The 22,715-nt window shown below is 37.6% G+C and carries 22 protein-coding genes and 1 pseudogene; 17 read left to right on the forward strand and 6 right to left on the reverse strand.

What is annotated here, in order from left to right; genetic code table 11:
* Positions 1-73: 73 nt before the first annotated feature.
* Complete coding sequence (locus tag HSP_RS0109715; protein ID WP_010130014.1) at positions 74-1,672, reverse strand: ABC transporter substrate-binding protein; 1,599 nt, start codon at positions 1,670-1,672, stop codon at positions 74-76.
* Positions 1,673-1,894: 222 nt separating this feature from the next.
* On the opposite strand from HSP_RS0109715, the gene cysB reads away from it, so the two are divergent.
* Together cysB and HSP_RS0109725 are read left to right on the forward strand one after the other, a co-directional pair.
* Complete coding sequence (gene cysB / locus HSP_RS0109720) at positions 1,895-2,878, forward strand: HTH-type transcriptional regulator CysB (RefSeq protein WP_007527038.1); 984 nt, start codon at positions 1,895-1,897, stop codon at positions 2,876-2,878.
* Entirely contained in the window at positions 2,879-3,526 is a 648-nt protein-coding gene (locus HSP_RS0109725; RefSeq protein ID WP_007527066.1) for a hypothetical protein, read from the forward strand.
* Between the two features lie 56 nt (positions 3,527-3,582).
* Here the strand turns inward: HSP_RS0109725 and HSP_RS11035 are convergent.
* Both HSP_RS11035 and HSP_RS0109735 read right to left on the reverse strand, forming a co-directional pair.
* Positions 3,583-3,924, reverse strand: a pseudogene (locus HSP_RS11035) (transposase); the annotation flags it as partial.
* Between the two features lie 180 nt (positions 3,925-4,104).
* Positions 4,105-4,845 carry a YdcF family protein gene (locus tag HSP_RS0109735; RefSeq protein WP_007524598.1) on the reverse strand — a complete coding sequence of 247 codons (741 nt, stop codon included), beginning with the start codon at positions 4,843-4,845 and terminating at the stop codon, positions 4,105-4,107.
* 139 nt (positions 4,846-4,984) lie between these two features.
* Here HSP_RS0109735 and HSP_RS0109740 point away from each other — a divergent pair, with 139 nt between their 5' ends.
* The 11 genes from HSP_RS0109740 (at position 4,985) to argH (ending at position 16,503) form a co-directional block, all read left to right on the forward strand.
* A complete protein-coding gene (locus HSP_RS0109740; RefSeq protein ID WP_007524402.1) occupies positions 4,985-5,953 on the forward strand; it encodes a polysaccharide pyruvyl transferase family protein in 969 nt (322 codons plus the stop codon).
* Complete coding sequence (locus tag HSP_RS0109745; protein ID WP_010130016.1) at positions 5,931-7,148, forward strand: lipopolysaccharide biosynthesis protein; 1,218 nt, start codon at positions 5,931-5,933, stop codon at positions 7,146-7,148. Before HSP_RS0109740 ends, HSP_RS0109745 begins: the two co-directional genes overlap by 23 nt.
* The gene (locus tag HSP_RS0109750) at positions 7,145-7,915 is read left to right on the forward strand and encodes a glycosyltransferase family 25 protein (protein WP_007524940.1); all 771 of its coding nucleotides are present in this window, start codon (positions 7,145-7,147) and stop codon (positions 7,913-7,915) included. The genes HSP_RS0109745 and HSP_RS0109750 overlap by 4 nt, the downstream gene beginning before the upstream one ends.
* Positions 7,915-9,117, forward strand: a complete 1,203-nt coding sequence (locus HSP_RS0109755) for a hypothetical protein (protein ID WP_007525403.1) — start codon at positions 7,915-7,917, stop codon at positions 9,115-9,117. Before HSP_RS0109750 ends, HSP_RS0109755 begins: the two co-directional genes overlap by 1 nt.
* A complete protein-coding gene (locus tag HSP_RS0109760) occupies positions 9,110-9,991 on the forward strand; it encodes a glycosyltransferase family 2 protein (RefSeq protein ID WP_007525200.1) in 882 nt (293 codons plus the stop codon). Before HSP_RS0109755 ends, HSP_RS0109760 begins: the two co-directional genes overlap by 8 nt.
* Positions 9,991-10,791 (forward strand): glycosyltransferase family 2 protein, encoded by an 801-nt coding sequence (locus HSP_RS0109765; protein WP_007525558.1) that lies wholly within the window; start codon positions 9,991-9,993, stop codon positions 10,789-10,791. The genes HSP_RS0109760 and HSP_RS0109765 overlap by 1 nt, the downstream gene beginning before the upstream one ends.
* A 304-nt stretch (positions 10,792-11,095) precedes the next feature.
* A complete protein-coding gene (gene nrfA, locus HSP_RS0109770; protein ID WP_007525271.1) occupies positions 11,096-12,598 on the forward strand; it encodes an ammonia-forming nitrite reductase cytochrome c552 subunit in 1,503 nt (500 codons plus the stop codon).
* Between the two features lie 19 nt (positions 12,599-12,617).
* Positions 12,618-13,259 (forward strand): cytochrome c nitrite reductase pentaheme subunit, encoded by a 642-nt coding sequence (gene nrfB / locus HSP_RS0109775; protein WP_010130017.1) that lies wholly within the window; start codon positions 12,618-12,620, stop codon positions 13,257-13,259.
* The gene (gene nrfC, locus HSP_RS0109780) at positions 13,259-13,936 is read left to right on the forward strand and encodes a cytochrome c nitrite reductase Fe-S protein (RefSeq protein WP_010130018.1); all 678 of its coding nucleotides are present in this window, start codon (positions 13,259-13,261) and stop codon (positions 13,934-13,936) included. The genes nrfB and nrfC overlap by 1 nt, the downstream gene beginning before the upstream one ends.
* Entirely contained in the window at positions 13,936-14,901 is a 966-nt protein-coding gene (gene nrfD / locus HSP_RS0109785) for a cytochrome c nitrite reductase subunit NrfD (protein WP_010130019.1), read from the forward strand. Before nrfC ends, nrfD begins: the two co-directional genes overlap by 1 nt.
* 225 nt (positions 14,902-15,126) lie before the next feature.
* A complete protein-coding gene (gene argH / locus HSP_RS0109790; protein WP_010130020.1) occupies positions 15,127-16,503 on the forward strand; it encodes an argininosuccinate lyase in 1,377 nt (458 codons plus the stop codon).
* A 66-nt stretch (positions 16,504-16,569) separates the two neighbouring features.
* On the opposite strand, the gene HSP_RS0109795 is transcribed toward argH, so the two are convergent.
* Both HSP_RS0109795 and argR read right to left on the reverse strand, forming a co-directional pair.
* Positions 16,570-17,451: a TIGR01777 family oxidoreductase gene (locus tag HSP_RS0109795; protein WP_010130021.1), complete on the reverse strand. Its 882-nt coding sequence runs from the start codon at positions 17,449-17,451 to the stop codon at positions 16,570-16,572.
* On the reverse strand, positions 17,451-17,903 hold the full coding sequence (gene argR / locus HSP_RS0109800; protein ID WP_007525053.1) for a transcriptional regulator ArgR: 453 nt from the start codon (positions 17,901-17,903) through the stop codon (positions 17,451-17,453). Before argR ends, HSP_RS0109795 begins: the two co-directional genes overlap by 1 nt.
* A 200-nt stretch (positions 17,904-18,103) precedes the next feature.
* Between argR and HSP_RS0109805 the strand changes: the two genes are divergently transcribed.
* From HSP_RS0109805 to HSP_RS0109820, 4 genes are all read left to right on the forward strand, one after another.
* On the forward strand, positions 18,104-18,352 hold the full coding sequence (locus HSP_RS0109805; RefSeq protein ID WP_007525282.1) for a hypothetical protein: 249 nt from the start codon (positions 18,104-18,106) through the stop codon (positions 18,350-18,352).
* Between the two features lie 216 nt (positions 18,353-18,568).
* Positions 18,569-19,549, forward strand: coding sequence for a ribonucleotide-diphosphate reductase subunit beta (locus tag HSP_RS0109810; RefSeq protein WP_007524103.1), 981 nt, complete (start codon positions 18,569-18,571; stop codon positions 19,547-19,549).
* Positions 19,536-21,200, forward strand: a complete 1,665-nt coding sequence (locus HSP_RS0109815) for a ribonucleoside-diphosphate reductase subunit alpha (RefSeq protein WP_007524304.1) — start codon at positions 19,536-19,538, stop codon at positions 21,198-21,200. The genes HSP_RS0109810 and HSP_RS0109815 overlap by 14 nt, the downstream gene beginning before the upstream one ends.
* An 81-nt stretch (positions 21,201-21,281) precedes the next feature.
* The gene (locus HSP_RS0109820) at positions 21,282-21,725 is read left to right on the forward strand and encodes a DUF5358 family protein (protein ID WP_007524406.1); all 444 of its coding nucleotides are present in this window, start codon (positions 21,282-21,284) and stop codon (positions 21,723-21,725) included.
* An 82-nt stretch (positions 21,726-21,807) separates the two neighbouring features.
* Here the strand turns inward: HSP_RS0109820 and nfuA are convergent, their stop codons facing one another.
* Positions 21,808-22,407 carry a Fe-S biogenesis protein NfuA gene (gene nfuA, locus HSP_RS0109825; RefSeq protein ID WP_007525149.1) on the reverse strand — a complete coding sequence of 200 codons (600 nt, stop codon included), beginning with the start codon at positions 22,405-22,407 and terminating at the stop codon, positions 21,808-21,810.
* Positions 22,408-22,715: the final 308 nt, after the last annotated feature.

Below are 22,715 nucleotides of genomic sequence, written 5' to 3' on the forward strand. Positions count from 1 at the left end.
TTTTTGACCGCTTGTGAAAGCTTCTTTGAGGAAACACTCTCTCCCATAGCGGGAGAGAGTGACAAGAAAATGTTTATTTTTCCTCTAAATCTACAGGGTAGAAGTCATGTAAGCTAAATGGACTTACGATATAGCCTTTCACTTCTTTACGTACAGGGAAGTAAGTTGTTGAGTGCGCAATGGTTACCCATGGAGCTTGTTCTTTAAAGAACACTTGCGCTTGCTTATACAACTCAGTACGTTTTGCATGATCATTGCTTTGTACTGCCTCATCAAGCAATTTATCAAAATCTGCATTACAGAAGCGTGCGTAGTTAGCGCCTGCTTTAACTGATGCGCAGCTTAATAAGGTATTTAAGAAGTTATCTGGGTCGCCATTATCGCCGTTCCAGCCCATCATGCCTGTGGTGTGCTCACCATTACGTAAGCGTTTGAGGTATTCGCCCCATTCATAGCTAACGATTTTTGCATTCACGCCTACTTTTTTCCAGTCTTCTTGAATAAGTTCAGCCATACGGCGCGCATTTGGATTATATGGACGGCTAACCGGCATCGCCCAAATTTCAGTTTCAAAACCGTTCTCAAAACCTGCTTCTTTTAATAACGCTTTTGCTTTTTCAGGATCGTAATCGTAATCCTTCACATCATCGTTATAGCTCCACATTGTTGGTGGAATTGGGTTTTTCGCTTTTTCGCCTGAGCCTTGATAAACCGATTCAATGATGGCGTCTTTGTTGATCGCATAGCTTAATGCTTGGCGAACTTTTTGATTATTAAACGGTGCTTTTTCGGTATTGAAATGTAAGTAACCTACGTTTAAGCCTGGTTTAGTCATTAAGTTGATGTTCGGATCTTTTTTCAGTGTTTCAATATCTGCTGGATTTGGATAAGGCGCTGCGTGGCATTCACCTTTTTGTAGTTTTGCTAAACGTACAGATGCATCTGGCGTGATGCTAAACACTAAACGATCGATTTTAGCTTTGCCTCTCCAGTATTCTGGGAATGCTTTATAGCGAATGCTAGAATCTTTTTGGTAATCCACAAATTGGAATGGACCAGTACCAATTGGGTCATTATCCACTTTTTCAGGCGTGCCTGCTTTCATCATTTGATCGGCATATTCTGCAGAAAAAATAGACGTGAAATCCATACCAAGGTTAGCTAAGAATGGTGCATTTGGCACTTTTAAGCTTATTTTAACGGTATAGTCATCTAGTTTTTCTATTTTATCAATGATGTTTGGCATATCCATACCGATAAAATATTCATAGTTAGCACCAGATACTTTGTGGTAAGGGTGGTTTGGATCTAATTGACGATTAAATGAAAACAAAACGTCATCAGCATTGAAATCACGGGTTGGTTTAAAATTCTTATTACTGTGGAATTTTACCCCTTTGCGTAAGTGGAAAATGTAAGTTTTACCATCTTCTGATACATCCCATTTTTCCGCTAATGCTGGAATAACGTTTGTTGTACCGCCTTCAAAACCAATTAGTCTATCGTAAATCGCTTGCCCTGTAGCATCTAGTGTTATGCCATCGGTCGCAAATTGCGGATTAAGGAAAGTTGGTGAAGTTTCTGCACAATAAACGAAAGTTTTTGGTGCAGCGAATGCATTTGCAGAGCAAAGTGCAAGGCTTAATAACGAAAGTTTTGTTATGTGTTTCATCAGGTTCACTCCTAATTTATGATGGTTTTTTATATGATGTTAAGGAATATACGGCGCTTTTACACAGACGGCAATCATTTTCTATAACAAGCGGTCGAATTTTGTAAAAAAATTGCGAAAAGCAACCGCTTGCTTAGCAAAAAATGGCGAAGAACTGGCAATTACGCACCAATTCTTATACCATACGGCGACATAATAAAAAAGGCAAACAGGACTTACCGTATGAAATTGCAACAGTTACGTTATATTGTTGAAATTGTTAATCAAAACTTAAATATTACTGAAGCGGCTGAGGCGCTTTATACCTCGCAACCCGGTATTAGTAAGCAAGTAAGATTGCTTGAAAGTGAGTTAGGCATCAATATTTTTGAACGAAACGGTAAGCACATTAAAGGGCTTACCCCAGCGGGTGAGAAAATTACGCAAATTGCGCGTGAATTATTGGTAAAAGTGCAAAGTATTCGTGCGGTTGCTGAAGAACAGACTCGACCGAATCGCGGAGTATTACGCATTGCCACACCGAATACACAAGCTCGCTATGTTTTGCCTGCGGTTATTGAAAAATTTAAAGCAAAATATCCAAATGTCAGTTTACATTTGCATCAAGGTTCGCCAACTCAGATTTATGAAGCGCTGATGAATGGCACGGTTGATTTGGCGATTACCACAGAAGCGCAATATTTATTTGAAGAGACAATCTTGTTGCCTTGTTATACTTGGAATCGCTCAGTGATTGTTAAGCCGGAACATCCTTTAGCACAATTTGCGAACCATTCAACAGATTTAACTGTCGAAGAGCTCAGTAAATACGACTTGATTACTTATACCTTTGGTTTTACCGGACAATCGGATTTAGACAAAGCATTTAATCAAGTAGGCATTTTGCCGAATATTGTCTTTACTGCGACTGATGCGGATGTAATTAAAACTTATGTTCGTTTAGGCTTAGGGGTAGGGATTATGGCATCGATGGCGCATACAGAAGCAGATAGTGATTTAATTGCGATTGATGCAAGCCATTTATTTTCGCCAAGTATGACGCAAATTGCTTTTAAACGTAGCACTTTCTTACGTAATTATATGTATGATTTTATTCAATATTTTTCACCTCATTTAACGAAAATGGAAGTGGAAAAAGCTGAACAGTTAAAAGATCCTCATGCGATTTTAAGACTGTTTGAAAACATGCCTTTAGAGGAAAAATAAATGAAACATTTTCAAAAATTAGTTGTTGCTGGTATTGCTACTTTGGGTGCAGTTTCAAGCGCGTTGGCTGATGATTATAATATTAAATATAGCTCAAACTATTTAATGCCGGCTTATGTGCATTTTACAAATAATGGGCAGCAATATTCGATTGTTTCGAAAATCAATGTGCCACTTTATAACATTGTATTTAAAGCAAATGGTTTAGAAAAAAATCAACAATTTCATATGTTGAGTTATCGTGATATTCGTAATGGTAAAACTTATGCATTGGCTGAAATTGATTCAAAACAGATTCAATATGGTAAAGCAAAAGAAACGCTGAAAAAAGAGCCGATCAGTATGCCAACTTTCGATTTGTTTACGACTGCATTTCAGCTAAGTTATTACGATAAATTACCGAGTAGTTTTCAAACAACTAATGGGAAAAAGTTATACCCAACCCCAAATGTAGATTTAAAGAAAACTGAGCGTTCTGTAAAAGATAGTGATGGGAAAACGTACCAAGAAATTACTTATAAATTTAAAACCAGTGATAATAAAGATATTACAGTGAAGAAATATCAGGGCGAGAAATTCCCGCGCTATATTTCGTATAGCAGAGATGGCGATAATTATGAGTTAACTTACGATAGTTTTGTGAAATAAAAAGAAAAAAGGGAGTCATTTATAAAAAAATTGATCTGCCCCAAAAAGTTAGACTGTTATTTAAAGGACTGCTTTCGATATTGTATCGGACTCAGTCCTTTTAATTTTAATTGGATTCGTTTTTCATTATAGTACCGTACATAATCATTGATAACCTTTTCCAGTTCATCAACGCTAGTAAACGATTTTCCGTGAAAACACGCCGTTTTCATTCGCCCAAAAAAGTTTTCCATTGCCGCATTATCCAAACAATTTCCTTTTCGCGACATACTTTGAGAAATCCTATTTTTCGCTAATAGGCGTTGATGGCTAGGCATTTGATAATGGATTCCTTGGTCTGAATGTAATATCAAATTCGCATTTCTCGGCAATTTTTTAACCGCTTGTAACAGAATTTTTTTCGTGATGTTCGAAATAGAAATTCACGACTTGTTGTTTGAAAAGTTGATTGTATTTAGTCATAAAAAATCTGCACCTTAATCAGTTAGAAGGTTAGTCTAACTTTTGGAGTGCAGATCAAATGACTACCTGTTTTAATCGTTTTCAGACCTTATTTTCTAAGGACTCTTCTAGTTAAATTATTTTTCTTTCCAATAACCAAGCCATTCTTTAAGGGCGACCATACTGCTATCCATTGCGCCAGATTGTGGAATAAAATAAGTCCAACCAATATATTCTGGTGGCGTAACGCCATGCCCGATACTGGCAGGTAAAACTTCAAAGCCTTGTTTTTCAAAGAGCATTTTTGCTCGCTGCATATGCCATTGGTTTGTTACTAAAATAATTTTGTGAATACCTGCTTGCTCTAAAATAGGGCGACTAAAGTTTGCATTTTCTTTGGTGGTTTTTGCTTGGTGTTCTTGCCATGTGGTCGGTACATTAAAAAAGTATTCAAATTCTTTTGCCATCAATGCGGCTTCTGAAGTTCCGTTTGGGCTGCTGCCGGTAATCAGCATGGGTAAACCAGTTTCTTTTTGTAAATAAGCAGCATAGCGCATACGCTCAAGTGCATAAGTACCAACGGTGGTTTTACCATATATTTCTTGGCTGTCTCGTACACCACCTCCAAGCACAACAATTGCTTGAGCGCTTTGGTAGTCTTTTAAGCTGAGGTTGTCATTTTTGACTAAAGAATCACTTAATTTCGTTGCCAAATAAGGCGTGCTGAGTAAATAAAGCAGTCCGATTCCTAAAAAGCTTAATATTCTTGCTGTTTTTTTATGGTTCAGGCGGTAACATAAAAGTGAGCCAAGCCAAATAACTGCAAGGTTAAAAGGAGGAAGTAAGATTGCAGTAATGATTTTAGTGAGGTAAAACATATTTATCCTTAAAATTTTCGCGCTTTTAGATAGATTTTGTTAAAATGTTGCGCTATTTTACTCGGAATTTTAGGTTGAACCTAGCACAAGATTGGCGGTCGAAAATCTGAAATTGACTTGATATTGGATCTGATTACTTATGAATGAAATCTTATTAGCACGTAAAGCAGAATTAAAACAAATTGCTGAATTGATTATCGATAAACAAGATGTTGTATATTTTGACTATCCGTTGCATTTAAATGTAGGTGACTTGCTTATCTACGCAGGCACAGAACAATTTTTTAAAGATTACGATATTTGTATTCGCTTACGCCGCAGTTTGCAAGCCTTTGATATTGATGAGGCAAAAAAATACATTACACCGAATACCACTATTTTATGTCATGGTGGGGGCAACTTTGGCGATCTTTACCCAAGCATTCAAAAAATGCGTGAGGATATTGTGCAATATTTCCCTCAAAATCGGATTATTTTGTTGCCGCAAACAGCACATTTCTCGAATGAAGCGGCTATGTTACGTTCTGCAAAAATTTTCTCAGCGCATCCAGATTTGCATTTGTTTGCCCGTGATATTAAAACCTTCGATTTAATGAAAGCACATTTTTCATCGAATGTTGCATTGTCGGCAGATATGGCTCATGAACTCTATGGAACATTAGCACAAAAAGATCGTACAAAATCGAATGGGAAAACGCTTTATTTCTTGCGTAAAGATATCGAAAAAAGCCATATTGAAGCGCAAGTGCAAGCTAAGCTCTCAAATTTAGAAGATGTTAAAGACTGGGATGATATTTTATTGCCAAGTGATATGAAATTTGAGCTTTGGTGTAGCCGTTTATCTAAATTAGCAAATCGATTCCATTTTGGTTGGTTAAAAGATAAAATTAATGAGATGTGGTATCAGCATGCGATGCAAGTCATTGAGCGTTGTCAGGCTGTTTTCTTAAGCTACGATAATGTGGTAACCAGCCGTTTACATGGGCATATTTTCTCTTGTTTACTAGGCTTGCCAAATGAGGTTTGCGATAACTCCTACGGAAAAAATACGGGTTATTACCATCAATGGACGAAAGACATCGACTATGCCAAAATCTACCAACTCTAATGGCAACTTTATTAAACTGATTTTCGTCACCTTATTGAGTATGGGGTTGACGATGATCAGTTCTTTTATTCTAGCCCATATGCTTTCGGTCGCAGACCGAGGCGGATTTCAACTTTTTGTCACGAGCATTTCTTATGTCGTGACTATCAGCACTGGCGGTGTAGGTTTTGCAATTGCATTAGCTATGCGTAAAAAACAGTATTTACACTGGCGGCGCTATTTTTCTCTCTTTTTAATTTTTGCCATTTTAGTCGCAAATTTAGCAGTTTGGTTCTTTGATTTCACGCAGGCGCACTTTTTATTTGTGCTTAATGTTGTCTTTACTGCGATTTTGACGATGACATTAGAAAAAAGCAAAATTGATCCAGCGATGCGAATTTACCGCTTGTTGACGTTGCAACAGCCAGTTCTAATGGTGCTGATTTATGGTACGGCCTATTACGGATTTGGTGAGCAGTCGTTAGAAACAGGTTTTTACTTATTAAGTACTTTTAGTTGCATACAAGCGGTCGCTTGTTTGCTCTATCTTGCAAAAATGGATCGTCATTTTCGCAAAGAAAATCAGGTCAGTGAAATTGATCGTACTTTCTTTTTTAAAACTTGGGCAAAACAGAATTTACTGCAAATCTTCGGTGCAACGACCTCAAGCCTTGATAAATTCTTAATTATGGCGTTAATGGGCAATTATGTACTGGGCCTTTATACCGTTTGTATTGCGTTTGACTCTTTAATGACCAAATTCATTAATATGCTGGCGGATTATTACTATTCGGGTTTATTAAATCGTCAGAATCGTCTAAAAGCTGTGTTGGCAGTGGTTGCATTGATGAGCGTGGGAGCCATCATTTGCGTGCCTTGGTTGGCAGAACCCGTTATTCGCTTTTTCTTTAGTGTGAAGTATATAGAAGTTGCACCGGTGTTAGTCTTGTTTATTCTTAATGCCATTATTGCAGGGCTTTCTTGGGTGCTTTCGCAAAATATGTTGTTATTAGGTAAACAAGTTCAGTTATTTACTCGCCAAATTATTGCGATTGCAGTATTTGTCGGATTATTTTATCTATTTAGAAATGAACAACTTTATGGCGTTGCCTATGCCTTTATTGGTAGCAGTTTAGTGCGTTTATTGATTTCTATTGTTTACTATTTTAAATATCCGGTGCATATAACACAGACCGAGAAAACGGAATCCGTATGAAAAAATATTTAATTTCCTTAGCAAAGGATAGCGAGCGTCGAACCTTGTTTTTTTCGCAACCGAATACGGCTGACTTTTACCTATTTGATGCGATTAACACTATGCAGCTAGAAGAAGCAGCGTTGAGTGCGCGATTTGATTTCGAGGCATTTCAAGCACATTATGGACGCGCTGTCACTAAGGGTGAAATTGGCTGCACATTAAGCCATTTGGGTGTGTATCAACTCATTGTAGGTGATGAAACTATTGGCGAAGAAGAATACGCTTTAGTATGTGAAGATGACTGTTTATTTGCACCTAATTTTCAAATTACACTAGATGCTTTGTTAGCTGAAAAACCAAGTACAGATATGGTGCTAGTTGGCCAATCAAAAATCTTGAAATTTGATGATCTTGAACTTGAAATCAATTATCCCACTACTTTTACTTTTTGGCGTAAACCTATTGGGAATACTGCTTATCGTTATGCTTACCCCTATAAAGATTATTTTGCGGGAACGGTTGCCTATTTAATTAAAAAATCAGCAGCACGAACCTTTTTAGCTAAAGCCAATAGTGCAAAACCGTTTTGGTTAGCTGATGATTACATTTTATTTGGGCAGCAATTTAATCTAAAAACTTTAGTCGTTCGCCCGCTGATGGCCATTGAAAATCCTAATTTAATCAGTAACTTAGCTGATTTAAGAGGCGCCTTACATCACAATACAGTGAAAAAATGGTTGAAGTATCCTTTAAAAAAATTACTTGCGATTAAGAGAAATCAATAATGAGTGCTTGGATTAGTCTGTTTTATTTATACGATCCTTGGTTTTTCCATGTGCTACGAATGAGCTTAATTATTGGTGGAATTGCCTTGTTATATTTAGGTTATCGTTGGTTCTCAAAACGTCAAATGAGCCTAAGTTTACCACTAGATAGTTTATTCGCTTGCGTTGCACTTTGCGCAGTTTCTTGTATTCCATTGTTTGTTAATGGGACAAAAGAGCTAGGTGTTTTAAGCATGTATATCAAAGCGCTTATTGCCTTTGGACTTGGCGTAGTGATTTACAATGCGTTTTATCAACAAAATCAAGGTAAAACTCAGTTAATTCGTGATCTCAAATTAGGCATTCTATTACAGGCTACAATTGGGATCTTGGCCTTGTTAGGTGTACCATTTGTGATTGATTTAGCTATCAATACAAATGCACCAATGGGAGGGCATTTACCTCGATTTATCGGATCTGAGCAAGAGTATCGCTTATATAACTTAACCTCATCGGCGTTTTTTCCATTAAGTGCATTTTATTTAATGTTATTACATTTTTTATTAGCCTATCATGCAAAAACAAAGCCGTTAGCAGGAATTTACTTATTTTTATTACTAGTGATTGGTTTAATTTCTGGTCGTACTTTCCTTATGTTTTCTGTACTAAGCATCGTCATCTATTTTCGTTGGCGTTATCTGCCTGCATTGATTGCTTTTGGCGTGCTTATTGTCGGTTTAGCGTATTTTTATCCACAGAATATTTATGTTGAACATGCTCTAGAACCCATCATTAACTTAATCAACGGGGGAGAACGTTTGAGCTCTTCCACAGATACTTTGTTAAATAAGCATCTGTTTATGCCAACAACAAAACAGTTATTGATGGGAGATGGCTTATATTATGCGCCAAATGGATGGAGCTATTATGGTGGTTCAGATTCAGGCTTTATTCGCCAAGCGCTTTATGGCGGAGTTGGTTACATTCTGGTGTGCTTTGTTTTTACTTTCTATTTTGTTAAGCGAATTGCAGATAACTGGTTTAATGGCAGTTGGAAGTTTGTGATTTCAACAATGCTGATTTTAACCATATTAAATGTGAAAGCAGACACTTATGCTTATCCGGGTGTTATGTTTGTCTTGCTCATGTTCCTCTCATTATTTGGAACAAGCGGTCGAATTAAAACAATTTTTTACCAAAAGGAAACGGCTAAAAATGTTTAGTATTATCGTGCCTTCATATAATCGTCATACCGAAATTCCTGCATTGCTTGCCAGTTTGACTGAGCAGACTCAACAAAATTTTGAGGTAGTGATTGTTGACGATTGTTCCCAAACACCAGTCATAGTGACAGAAAATTACGGTTTTCATGTACAAGTAATTCGTAATGCACAAAATCAAGGTGCCGCTGAGAGCCGTAATATTGGAGCACGCCATGCTCAGCATGAATGGCTACTGTTTTTAGATGATGATGATCGTTTCGCACCAGAAAAATGCGCTATGCTGATGGAGAGCATTAAGGCTAATCCTGATATCAATTTTATTTATCATCCAGCCAAGTGTGTGATGGTCAATGAAGGTTTTAGTTACGTGACCAACCCAATAGATCCTACACAGATCAATGTAGATAACATTCTATTAGCGAATAAGATCGGTGGTATGCCAATGGTTGCGATTCAAAAAGCATTCTTTTTTGAATTAGGTGGTCTTTCTACTGATTTAAAATCGTTAGAGGATTATGACTTTATGCTTAAAGTTGCCAGTTCAGCAAAATTACGAGCATTTAGACTTGATGCGCCGTTGAGCATTTGTGGGTTTCATACTAAGCGTGCAAGCGTTTCAACCAATACTTCTAATACAGAAAAAGCGATCGCAGTGATTCGTGAAAAATTTGTGAAAACGGAAACGCAAGCGAAAAATTTTGCGATTAACGCTTTATATATGCTGGCTTATCCATGTGCGATGAATCTCTCACGTCAGGCAGCTAGTTATTATTTTAAAATGTTTCAATTAAGTCATAGCCCGAAACATCTCGCTATTGCTTTATTAACTTTTATGTCGCCAAAATTGGCAATCAATATGAAAAGGTTTTTCTAATGAAATTTTCAGTATTAATGTCGTTATATATTAAAGAGGATCCTCAATTTCTCCGTGAATGTTTTGATAGCCTTGTGGCACAGACCTATCCTGCAGATGAGATCGTTGTATTATTTGATGGGACAGTAACACCAGAACTAGAGGCAGTTGTAGAAAACTATCAAGATAAATTACCAATCAATGCAGTTAAATTTGCGCAAAATCGAGGCTTAGGCAAAACACTCAATGATGGTTTAAATTATTGCCGAAATGAATGGGTGTTTAGAATGGATACTGACGATATTTGTGTGCCAGAGCGCTTTGAAAAACAAGTTGCGTTTATTGAAGCAAATCCAGATGTGATTATTTTTGGTGGTCAGATCGCAGAATTTGGGCAAAGTATTCAGGATATTGTCGCTTATCGTAATGTTCCAACTGATTTGCAAAATATTCGAAAATTTGCCCGCTTGCGTTGCCCGTTTAACCATATGACAGTTGCATATCAAAAATCGAAAGTGATTGAATGTGGCGGTTATCAAGGTTTACAAGAGGATTACACGCTATGGATCAAAATGATCGCAACAGGATTAAAAGTGGCAAACTTACCTGATATGTTGGTTTATGCGCGAGTAGGTAATGGCATGGTTGGGCGTCGCCGTGGTTGGAATCAATTCGCTTATGAATGGACGCTTTATCGTTTAAAAAATCGCTGCCATATCCATGATCCAATTTCTGGATTCCCGATCTTTTTAATGAGAGCGATTCCTCGGATTTTACCGTTAGCACTGCTAAAAAAAGTTTACCAACTGCTACGTAAATAAAGTTAATTTTAGGCAAAATGGGTAGGTAAAAAGCGGTTTTTACTACCCATTTTTGTTTTATCTTTTTGAGATTCTTTCGTTTTCCCTTCTATAGTATAGTATAACACTAAAGTATTAAGTTAACCATAAAGAGGTATTCTACCTATTTTTGTTGATTTATTTCAAAAAAAAGTCATTTTCTAGTAGAAAAAGCCCTTGCCGTTTCGTATGCTTGGAAGAGTAAAAATTTATTGTATCTTATTGATTTTAAAGTAAATAAGAAACATTCTCATCTATTGTTGTTTACATCTTGTGGGGGCATAACGTGAAACGTTTAACCAAAACTTTAGCAATGACAGCCATTGCGATGCTAGGTTGCTTTCAATCGGCGCAAGCTGAGGAAAAAGCGGCAGAATCTTTAACCGATAAAGCGCTAAAACATGAAAAATTAGGCGTAGAAATCGAATCAGCAAACCATAAATTTGCTGAGAAATATCCACTCCAATATAACTCTTGGAAATCAACCTCTGAATCAACAGACCGTAGTAGTGCATTATCTGCAGACCCACGTTATGTAGTTCTATGGGCAGGTTATTCATTTGCTAAAGATTATAACAAACCACGTGGTCACTACTATGCAGTAACTGACGTGCGTGAAATCTTACGTACTGGCGCACCTAAAGATGAAAATGATGGCCCGCAACCAATGGCTTGTTGGACATGTAAAGGCCCAGATGTTCCTCGCTTAATCGAAGAGAAAGGCGAAGATGGCTATTTCAATGCAAAATGGGCTAAATATGGTGCAGAAATCGCAAACTCAGTTGGTTGTGGTGACTGTCACGATACTAAATCAAAAGAATTTGAAGAAGGTAAACCAGCATTACGCGTTGCGCGACCTCACGTTTTACGTGCGTTAGAAACTGTTGGTTGGAAATTCGAAGACCTAGATAAACATGGTAAACGTGTAGCTGTATGTGCTAACTGTCACGTTGAATACTATTTCAAAGACAAAACACACGTAACTTTCCCATGGGATAAAGGCGTTGATGTAGATAGTATTGAAAAATACTACGATGAAATTGAATTTGCTGACTGGACTCACGCATTATCAAAAGCACCAATGTTAAAAACACAACACCCAGACTTTGAAATTTGGTCACAAGGTGTTCACGGTAAAAATGGTGTGACTTGTATCGACTGTCACATGCCGAAAGTGAAAGATAAAGACGGCAAAGTTTATACTGATCACAAAATTGGTAACCCATTCGATCAATTTGATGCAAGCTGCAAAACTTGTCACGAACAAAGCAAAGAAACACTACAAAAACGTGTAGCTGAGCACAAAAAACAAGTAAAAGATGCAATGATCAAATTAGAAGATCAATTAGTTAAGGCGCACTTTGAAGCGAAAGCTGCTTGGGATGCTGGTGCAACTCAAGAAGAAATGCAAGATATATTAAAAGCAATTCGTCACGCTCAATGGCGTTGGGACTACTCTGCAGCAGGTCACGGTAGCCATATGCATGCTCCAGACGTAATGTTACATGTTATTGCAACAGGTATCGATCGTGCGGCAGATGCGCGTGCTAAATTAGGCGTAGTATTAGCGAAACACGGTGTAACAACACCAGTTGCAATTCCTGATATTTCAACTCGTGAAAAAGCACAAAAAGCGATTGGTTTAGATATTCCTAAAGAACAAGCTGCAAAAGATGAATTCTTACGTACAGTTGTTCCACAATGGGAAAAACAAGCGCGTGAAAAAGGTTTATTACCTGCTGAAGAAGCGCCAAAAGAAGTTACTACACCAAAAGCAGAAGCGAAATAATTAAGCTTGAGGTGACCAAATGAAAAATTTAATCTCAAAAGCAGGGCGAGCAATCGCCCTCCAAGCGGTCATTTTTGCAAGTTGTTTTGCAATCTCCACCGCACATGCGGAAATGCCACCGCTTCCACAGCAAATGTGGGAAGCAAAATCAGACAGCCAAATTGCTGAAGATGCACGTCGTGATCCGAACAAATATTGTACGCAATGTCACGAAACAGGAAATGCAACAGGTAAACAATTTAGCCACGCGGGCAAACACTTCCAAAGTGATGCAAAAAGCCCAAATAATGGTCAGCAAGTTACTTGTGTAAGCTGTCATGGCAATATGTCTGAAAACCACCGTAAAGGGGTTAAAGATGTGATGCGTTTCAATGCAATTGGTAAAGCCAGCAATCCACAACTTGAACGTACTGTTCATGAACAAAATCAAGTTTGTGTAGGTTGTCATACAGCGGATAAATTACGCGAAAAATTCTGGGCTCATGATACACATGCAAATAAAATCGCTTGTGCAAACTGCCATGAATTACACCCGGAAAAAGAACCAATGAAAGGCATTCCTGAAAAACAACGTATCAAACTTTGTACAGATTGCCATACTAAAGTTCAAGCCAAAAAAGAAGCTGAATTAAAAGCTCAGGAAGCTAAGGAAAATAAATAATGACTTGCACCCGTAGAGACTTCGTCTCAGGGGCTGGTGCAATCGCTGTCGTAGCAAGCACTGGGCTTGCTACCTCAGTAACTCTAGCTACTGAGAAAGAAGAGAAAAAAATTCGTTATGCGATGGTTCATGATGAAACCGCCTGTATCGGTTGTACAGCTTGTATGGATGCGTGTCGCACTACTAACAATGTACCTGAAGGTGTTTCTCGCCTAGAGATTATTCGTAGCGAACCTTATGGTGAGTTCCCTAACGCAGAATATGAATTCTTCCGTCAATCTTGCCAGCACTGTACGAATGCGCCTTGTGTTTCAGTTTGTCCAACAGGTGCCTCTTTCGTAGATCCTAAAACCGGCATTGTGGATGTTCATTCTGATTTATGCGTAGGTTGTCAGTACTGTATCGCGGTTTGTCCATATCGTGTTCGTTTTATCCATCCAGAGAAAAAATCTGCAGATAAATGTAACTTCTGTCGTGATACTAATCTGGCAGCAGGTAAACAACCAGCTTGTGTAGAAGCTTGCCCAACCAAAGCATTAACTTTTGGTGATATGAATGATCCAAATAGTGATGTAGCGAAAAAAGTGCGTGATAACCCAGTTTATCGCACGAAAGTTTCACTTGGTACGCAACCAAATCTATACCATATTCCATTCGGTAAAGGGGAGCATCGATAATGAACGAGCATATTCCATTTCAGACCCCGAATTTAGTTTGGGATAGTACGATTGCGATCTACCTTTTCTTATTAGGGATTTCATCTGGTGCTGTGCAATTAGCTATTGCTTACCGTAATAGCTTCAAGATTGAAAAGCCTAGTGAAAACTGGATGATTCGCAGTGCGGCAATTTTAGGGACAATCCCGACCCTTATCGGTTTGACCTTGTTGGTTTTCCACTTAACCAAGCCTTGGACATTCTGGAAGTTAATGTTTAACTACAATGGCACTTCTGTAATGTCTATGGGGGTAATGTTGTTCCAAGCCTATATGGCAGTGCTTGTCGTATGGATTGCGATCATGTTTAAAGATTGGTTAGCTGTGTTAATCAATCGTTATCTACCGATGTTTAAATTCATCTTACCTTGGATTGATTTTGCTGAAAGTAAATTATTAAAACCAATTGAGTTTGTACTCTTTACCTTTGCAGCTGTGCTTGGTGCTTATACTGGTTTCTTACTTTCTGCATTAATTAGTTATCCGATGTTAAATAACCCAGTATTACCTGCGTTATTCTTGGCATCAGGTACTTCATCCGGTATTGCGGCAACTTTCTTAATGATTTTAATTGCAGGGAAATTGTCTGGTGATAGCAAAGAGGTACACTTTATCCATAAATTCGAAGTGCCAATTATGGTAACTGAATTAGGTTTATTAGTTGCTTTCTTTGTAGGTTTACACTTCGGTGGAGCAGATAAACAATTAGCCTTACATAATGCCTTAACTGGAACATGGGGCATGGTATTCTGGGTTGGTGTATTCCTTATCGGGATTTTAATTCCGTTAATTGCGAATCTCTTCGGCTCACATACCGTTAAATATAGTCCGAAATTCATTATCTTAGTATCGATTTTCGACTTAATTGGGGTATTCTGCTTACGTTTCTTCATCTTGTATGCAGGACAACTCACTATCTCTGCGTAATCCTAAATCTATTTTTCAAACCTCAAGGTTCTTACCTTGAGGTTTTCTTTTTGGAAAACAGATGCTATACCAAGCGGTCTGTTTTTTTCTTTTTTTGCAAAATATTTGAAAATTTAACCGCTTGAGTTAAATAATTATTGAATAATTTTGCATATTTATGCAAAATAAGCAGAAATCAACCGCAATGCGGTATCTCATTTAATAAGTTAATAAGGAAGCGCGTATATGGCACTTTGGGGCGGACGTTTTACACAAGAAGCAGACCAAAAATTCAAATTTTTTAACGATTCTCTACGTTTTGATTACCGTCTAGCATTACAAGATATTGATGGTTCAATTGGTTGGGCTAAAGCAATTCAATCAGTTGGAATTCTCACTGAAAACGAATATCAAGAATTAGTTGCGGCACTTAAAGCGTTGCGCGCAGAAATTGAACCTAAAATTGAGATTATTTTAAAAGATGATGCGGAAGATATTCATAGCTGGGTAGAGTCTAAACTCATTGAAAAAGTAGGCGATTTAGGTAAAAAATTACACACAGGCCGTAGTCGTAATGACCAAGTTGCGGTGGATATGAAAATGTGGTGTAAGGCTCAAGTGTTTGTTTTACAAGATCGTATTCGCAATTTACAAGAAAAGTTAGTTTTAACTGCAGAGGCAAACCAAAATGCGGTAATGCCTGGTTATACGCATTTACAACGTGCTCAGCCAATTACATTTGCGCATTGGTGTATGGCCTATTTTGAAATGTTAGAACGTGATTATAGCCGTTTAAGTGATGCTTATCAGCGTATGCACACTTGTCCATTAGGATCGGGGGCTTTAGCGGGGACAGCCTATGCCATTGATCGTGATGTGTTAGCGCAAGATCTAGGTTTCCGTATTGGTACACGTAATAGTTTGGATTCAGTATCAGATCGAGATCACGTTTTAGAATTACTTTCAAGCGCTTCAATCAGCATGGTGCATTTGTCTCGTTTTGCAGAAGATTTAATTTTCTTTAACAGTGGTGAATCTGCATTCTTAGAATTATCTGATCGCGTAACCTCAGGTTCATCTTTAATGCCACAGAAGAAAAATCCAGATGCTTGCGAGCTAATTCGTGGTAAATCTGGTCGAGTATTTGGTGCGTTAACGGGGTTATTAACCACTTTAAAAGGTTTGCCATTAGCATATAACAAAGATATGCAAGAAGACAAAGAAGGTATCTTTGATGCGATTGAAACTTGGCAGGCATGTTTAGAAATTGGTGCATTGGTGTTAGAAGATATTAGTGTGAATGTTGAGTGTACCAGAGAAGCTGCACAGCAAGGTTACTCAAATGCGACCGAGTTGGCGGATTACTTGGTAGCTAAAGGTATTCCATTCCGTGAAGCACACCATATTGTGGGTGAAACAGTCGTCTATGCGATTACACAACGTAAACCTTTAGAAGCACTTTCCGTTGCAGAATTCCAGCAATTCCATTCAGTAATTGGAGAAGATGTTTACCCAATTCTTTCATTAGAGTCTTGTTTGGAAAAACGTTGTGCGAAAGGTGGGGTAAATCCTGAACGCGTTAAAGAGGCAATTCTTGTCGCAAAAGCAATGCTTTCAGCGTAAATAATAATGAGATAGATAAGGGCAAGCATAACGCTTGCCTTTTGTTTTAGATAAATTGGAATGTGTTTAAAGAGAGAAATCATTAAGATGTGGATATTGGAACTTGAAACCCGCATCAATGAGTTTTTGTGGAATAATAGGTTGATTATCGAGTAAAAGTTGCGCACGTTCACCAAAAGCGAGTTTAACCAAACAAGTTGGTACCGTTGCAAATGCTGGTCGATGGCATTGTTTAGCAAGCCAATCATTGAATTGTGCATTGGTTACCGGTGTTGGCGCACTAAGATTAAATGCGCCTTGCAAATTTACATTTTCTAATAAAAAAATGACCGCTTGTAAGTAATCGCTTAGTGCAATCCATGCCCAGTGTTGTTCTCCAGAATCAATTTTCCCACCAAGTGCTAAACGGTAAATAGGGTACATTTTTTTTAATACGCCTCCTTCAACCGATAGTGGTAAGCCTGTGCGAAGTAAGCAAACTCGTGTTTCTGTATTTTGTGCTTGAAGTGCAGCAGCTTCCCATTGTTGACATAATTGGGCACTAAAATGCGTTCCAGCAGTTGTAGATTCGTCTGCCTTTTTCAGAGTTAAAGGCAAATCTCCGTAATAACCTGTTGCAGAGCCAGAGAGAAAGGTGTGAGGCGGTTGCTCACTTTGTTGAATGAGTCGTGTTAATTGAGTAGTAAGCGTAACCCGACTTTCAATGAGGCGTGCTTTCTGTGCATTGCTCCAAGGTTTGTCAAAAATAGGTTCGCCAGCTAGGTTAATTACAGCATCAAAACCATTTAAATTAGGTAATTTTGCAAGTGAATGACAAAAAGAGACCGCTTGCGAAGGCTTTCTCTGTATTTGGCGAGTTAAGATAGTGAGCTTATGCCCCGCATTAATGAGTTTTGTGGTCAGTCTTTGCCCGATAAAGCCTGTCCCACCTGTCATAAAAATATGCATTAGAGTGTCGTTTCAAAAAGTGTTGTAATACGGTTAACCAGTTCAATAATTGGAGTATGCGCAGTTGGTGTAATGAAAATAGTATCATCACCGGCAATCGTGCCTAAAATGCCTTCGCTTTTACCCACAGAATCGAGTAAGCGAGCGATCAGTTGTGCGGCACCTGGGCTAGTTTTGACAACGATTAGCAATTCATTATGATCAATATCGGTTACCAAATTTTTTAACGGGCTAGAGGTTGCTGGCACGCCTAATTCTGCAGGTAGTTGATAGACCATCTCCATTTTTGTATTGCGTGTTCTTACCGCGCCAAATTTCGATAGCATTCTAGAAACTTTGGACTGATTGATATTTTCAAACCCCATTTCTTGCAAAGCAGCCACAATTTCGCTCTGTGAGCCAAATTTTTCTTCCTTGAGTAGGGCTTTGAATGCTTCTGATAAACTATTCATAAATATTCCAATAAAAGTTCAAAAATATGCACTATTCTTGCTTAACTATGCATAAAAAGCAATAAAAAAGAAATAATATAAACTTCTACCTAAAACGGGTTGAGTCCTAGGCTCTTTTTAGCTATATTGAGCTCAAAGTACTTTAGCAAATTAGGTTTGCAAAGCAAATAATGGATTTTTTTTCTATAAGGAAGATGGATATGAAAAAACATTATATTTTTTCGCTATTAAGCGTAGCTATGTTAGCTGCATGTACCCCTCGTCACGGTGTTGAAGTTGCTAAAGCACCTGAAACTAAAACAGAGTTCCGTGCAAAATCATCAGATAAAATTCCACAAGGCGTAACAGCCATCTGCGTGGATGGTTCTTATTCTAAATCTCCTATTGAACAAGCTTGCCAAGGCAATGGTGGTGTTGTTAAAGCCTTTGTGCATTATCACGCTGATTAGGTTATTGCTTGTCGGCAACGACTATCACAATATCTTGTGTTTTTCCAATAATAAAACACAAGATATTGTTTTTTGGTACGAAAAAAATTTTTTTTAGGATAAACATAGATAAATCAAGAACCTAGTCAAAAACGCAAATTGTCAAGACTTGTTCTTATAAAAATTTTTCCCTAAAATCCCCCTCCGATTTCACACTTAACGGTAGAGCGATACATAATGAAAAAACGTAATATTTTCGAAAAGCGCTTGAACATCAAGCCATACGAGTATCCTGAACTCCTAGAGTTTAAAGATGCGATTCGCCATTCATATTGGTTACATACGGAATTTAACTTTACAGGTGATATTCAAGACTATCGAACTACGATTACGGATCATGAACGTCATGTATTAACCCGCGCAATGTTGGCGATTTCTCAAGTAGAAGTAAATGTAAAGCGTTTCTGGGGTGAGCTTTATCGTTACTTCCCAAAACCTGAAATGGATGATGTAGGCGGTACTTTTGCAGAATCAGAAGTGCGCCATAAAGATGCTTATTCTTTCTTGTTAGAGAAACTCGGCTTAAACGATATGTTTGCCGATATTCAAAATATTGAACCGTTAATGAATCGCATCCGCTATATGGAATCGTTCATGAAAGATAAGGATGCGGGTAAAGGCGAGTTTGTGCTCTCACTAGTGCTATTTTCACTTTTTGTTGAGCATATTTCTTTATTCGGTCAATTCTTAATTATGATGTCGTTTAACAAGTACAAAAACTTGTTTAAAGGTATCTCTAATGCGGTAGAAGCAACCTCAAAAGAAGAAGAAATTCACGGTAAATTCGGTATTGCGTTATATGAGATTTTACGTGATGAACATAGCGAGCTATTTACGCCTGAATTTTTCGAAGAGTTGCAAACGCTAGCTAATCAAGCTTTTGATGCTGAAAAAGGCATTTTAGATTGGATTTTTGAAGAAGGTGATTTAAGTTTTCTCACCAAAGAAACGGTGCTTAATTACATTAAAAGCCGTTATAACAATTCATTAAGTACATTGGGTTTAGAACCACCTCATGATATCAATCCTGAATTGTTAAAAGAAACAGAGTGGTTTGATATTGAAATTCTGTCAACGAAAGAAACAGATTTCTTTAACAAACGTAGTACAGATTATAGTAAAAAAATGAAACAGATTACCGCAGATGACTTATTCTAATTCTCGTCCTGACTTTGCTTGGCTTAATGAAGATAGCCGTTTATTTTTACAACGTGGGTATTTACTAGAAGGTACCACCGCGTTAGATCGTATTCGTTTTATTGCAGAACATGCTGAGCGTAAGCTTGGCATTGAAGGTTATGCTGATAAATTCTACCACTATATGGCGCGTGGTTATTTTTCGCTTTCTTCGCCTATTTGGTCTAACTTTGGTTTAGATCGTGGTTTACCGATTTCTTGCTTTGGAAGCTATATTGGCGACTCAATTTATGAAATCATGGAAACTACTGCAGAAGTAGGCATGATGAGTAAAATTGGTGGCGGTACATCAGCCTATTTTGGTGATATTCGTCCGCGTGGTTCTGCAATCAAAAATAACGGTAAATCAGACGGTTCATTTAACTTCAGCAAGTTATTTGATACAGTGATTGATGTTATTTCACAAGGAACTTCCCGTAAAGGACAGTTTGCTGGCTATATTGATATTGAACATGGCGATATTGATGAGTGGTTAGATATTCATACTGAAGGTAACCCAATTCAGCTCATGTATTACGGTGTTTGTGTAGGGCATGATTGGTTAGAATCCATGAAAGCAGGCGATCCATACAAACGCCAACTTTGGGCAAAATTATTACAACGTAAAACTGAAACCGGTATTCCGTATTTATTCTTTAAAGATAATGCAAATGCTGGTCGTCCAGATGTGTATAAAGATAAAAACATGACTGTACATGCTTCAAACTTATGTACAGAAATCATGTTGCCATCAAGTTCGGAAGAGAGTTTCGTTTGTTGTCTATCTTCAATGAACTTACTTTATTTTGATGAGTGGAAAGATACTGATGCACCAGAAGTATTAACCTATTTCTTAGATGTTGTTATGTCTGAGTTCATTGAAAAAAGTAAAGATATCCCATTCTTACATAAGGCGAACCGTTTTGCTGTGCGTCATCGTGCATTGGGTTTAGGTGTATTGGGATGGCATAGTTATTTACAGGCAAATAATATTGCGTTTGATAGTTTTGAAGCAATGCAGAAAAACAATGAGATTTTCCGCACATTACAAGAAAAAACTTTAAAAGCTTCACAAGAATTAGCGCATCGTTTTGGTCAGCCTGAATTATTAAAAGGTTATGGACGTCGCAATACAACTTTGATGTCTATTGCGCCGACAAAATCAAGTAGCTTTATTTTGGGTAGTGTTTCACCATCAGTTGAGCCGTTTAAATCAAACTACTATGTAAAAGATTTATCAAAAATCAAGACAGTTTATAAGAATCCATTCTTAGAGAAATTACTTCAAGAAAAAGGATTAGATAGAGAAGAGATTTGGGAATCTATTTTACATAATGATGGTTCTGTTCAACACTTAACACAGTTAAGTGATGAAGAAAAAGAGGTGTTTAAAACCTTCTCTGAAATTAGCCAATTAAGTATCATTCAGCAGGCTGCACAACGTCAAAAATATATTGACCAAGGACAGAGTATCAACATTATGGTCCATCCAAATACGCCAGCGCGTGATTTGAACCAGTTGTATTTAACTGCCGAAGAATTGGGGTTGAAATCCATTTATTACCAATACTCAATGAGTGCGGCACAGGTGTTTAACCGCAACTTGTTAAGCTGCTCAAGCTGCGAAGGGTAAATAATGAAAGGATCGTTATTATTTAATAATAGCTATCCTTTTTTATTAGTAATGGTTTATTTTTAATAAAGGGCAAAAACTATGCTTAAAAAATTATTTACAGTTTCAATCTTATTTTTCTTAACGGCTTGTGGCAATGAGGTAACGAATTATCCGAATGCTAAATATAAAATTACCGACAAAGAGGTAAAAAAGTATATTCTCGAACTTAATAATCGTGAACAATGTATTTATCCGCAGTTGGCAGGACTTTCTTATGAGCAAGCAGAAGCACAAGTGTATAGCAAGCAATCTGATGCTGAAAAGAAAACCTGGGATTATATGAGTAATCGTCTATTATCTGAGATTATTGGTGATAATTATGCGTTCTTAGAACAGGATGAAGATTCCGCCAATTATTTTATTGAAAAACATCACAGACTAAATAACCAAAAAGCGAAAGTCGATCCAAAGGCGTGTGCGGTCTTTAAAGAAGATTTTGAAAGTTTCTTAGAGGGTGCAAGAGGCTGTGGCTGTTCAAAATAATTTTTAGCAAAATCAACAAGCGGTCAAATTTGCAAAACGTTTTACAAATTTGGCCGCTTGTCTTTATGTTTAGTGTGGGCTTTTAGTAGTAAGAATGTTCACCGTGTTGGTGTTCAGTAACATCTCGAACGCCGACTAATTCATCTGGGAACATAGCAAGAAGTTGTTTCTCAATACCTTCTTTTAGCGTGACATCTACCATTGAACAACCATTGCAGCCACCGCCAAATTGTAAAATGGCGAGCTTCTCATCTGTGACTTCAATCAGTGTCACTTTACCACCATGACTTGCTAACTGTGGGTTGATTTGTGTTTGAATCACATAATCTAAACGCTCAATAAAAGGTGCATCATCGGCGACTTTACGCATTTTGGCATTTGGCGCTTTTAAAGTTAATTGCGATCCCATAGGATCTGTCACATAGTCAATTTCCGCTTCATCTAAAAAAGGCAAGCTGACATCATCGACGAAAGCTGAAAAACCGTTGTACGGAAATTCGGTATCGGTTTCTTCAATCGCATTTGGTGGGCAGTATGAAACACCACATTCTGCGCTTGGTGTACCAGGGTTAACGACAAAAATACGAATATTCGTCCCTTCTTCTTGTTGCTCTAATAAGCGTAAAAAATGCGCTTGTGCTTCATCTGAAATGCTAATGTGTGTAAGTTGTTCTTGTTCCATTCTTTAAGTCTCTTGTATTCAATATTTGAGTAAATTTGTGTGTCATTTTACGCTCTAGAAGCGGTTTAATCTAGAAAGAATTTTGCAAATGCGTGCAGAAATTAGACTGCTTGTTAAAAATTGCTAACAGGGTAACTCTTTGTAGTTAATAGTGTTTTTTATTATTTGATAAATATTAACAAAGTTCATTTTTTCAATGGCTATTTTTGCAAATAATGTGGCTTTAACTAGAATCTCCCCCCGTTATAGGCTAAAATAGGGCGTTTATTTTGTCTTTCTTAGAAGTTAGACGGAATCTGATTTGAGAC

The sequence above is a fragment of the Haemophilus sputorum CCUG 13788 genome (assembly GCF_000238795.1).
Classification (GTDB): domain Bacteria; phylum Pseudomonadota; class Gammaproteobacteria; order Enterobacterales; family Pasteurellaceae; genus Haemophilus_A; species Haemophilus_A sputorum.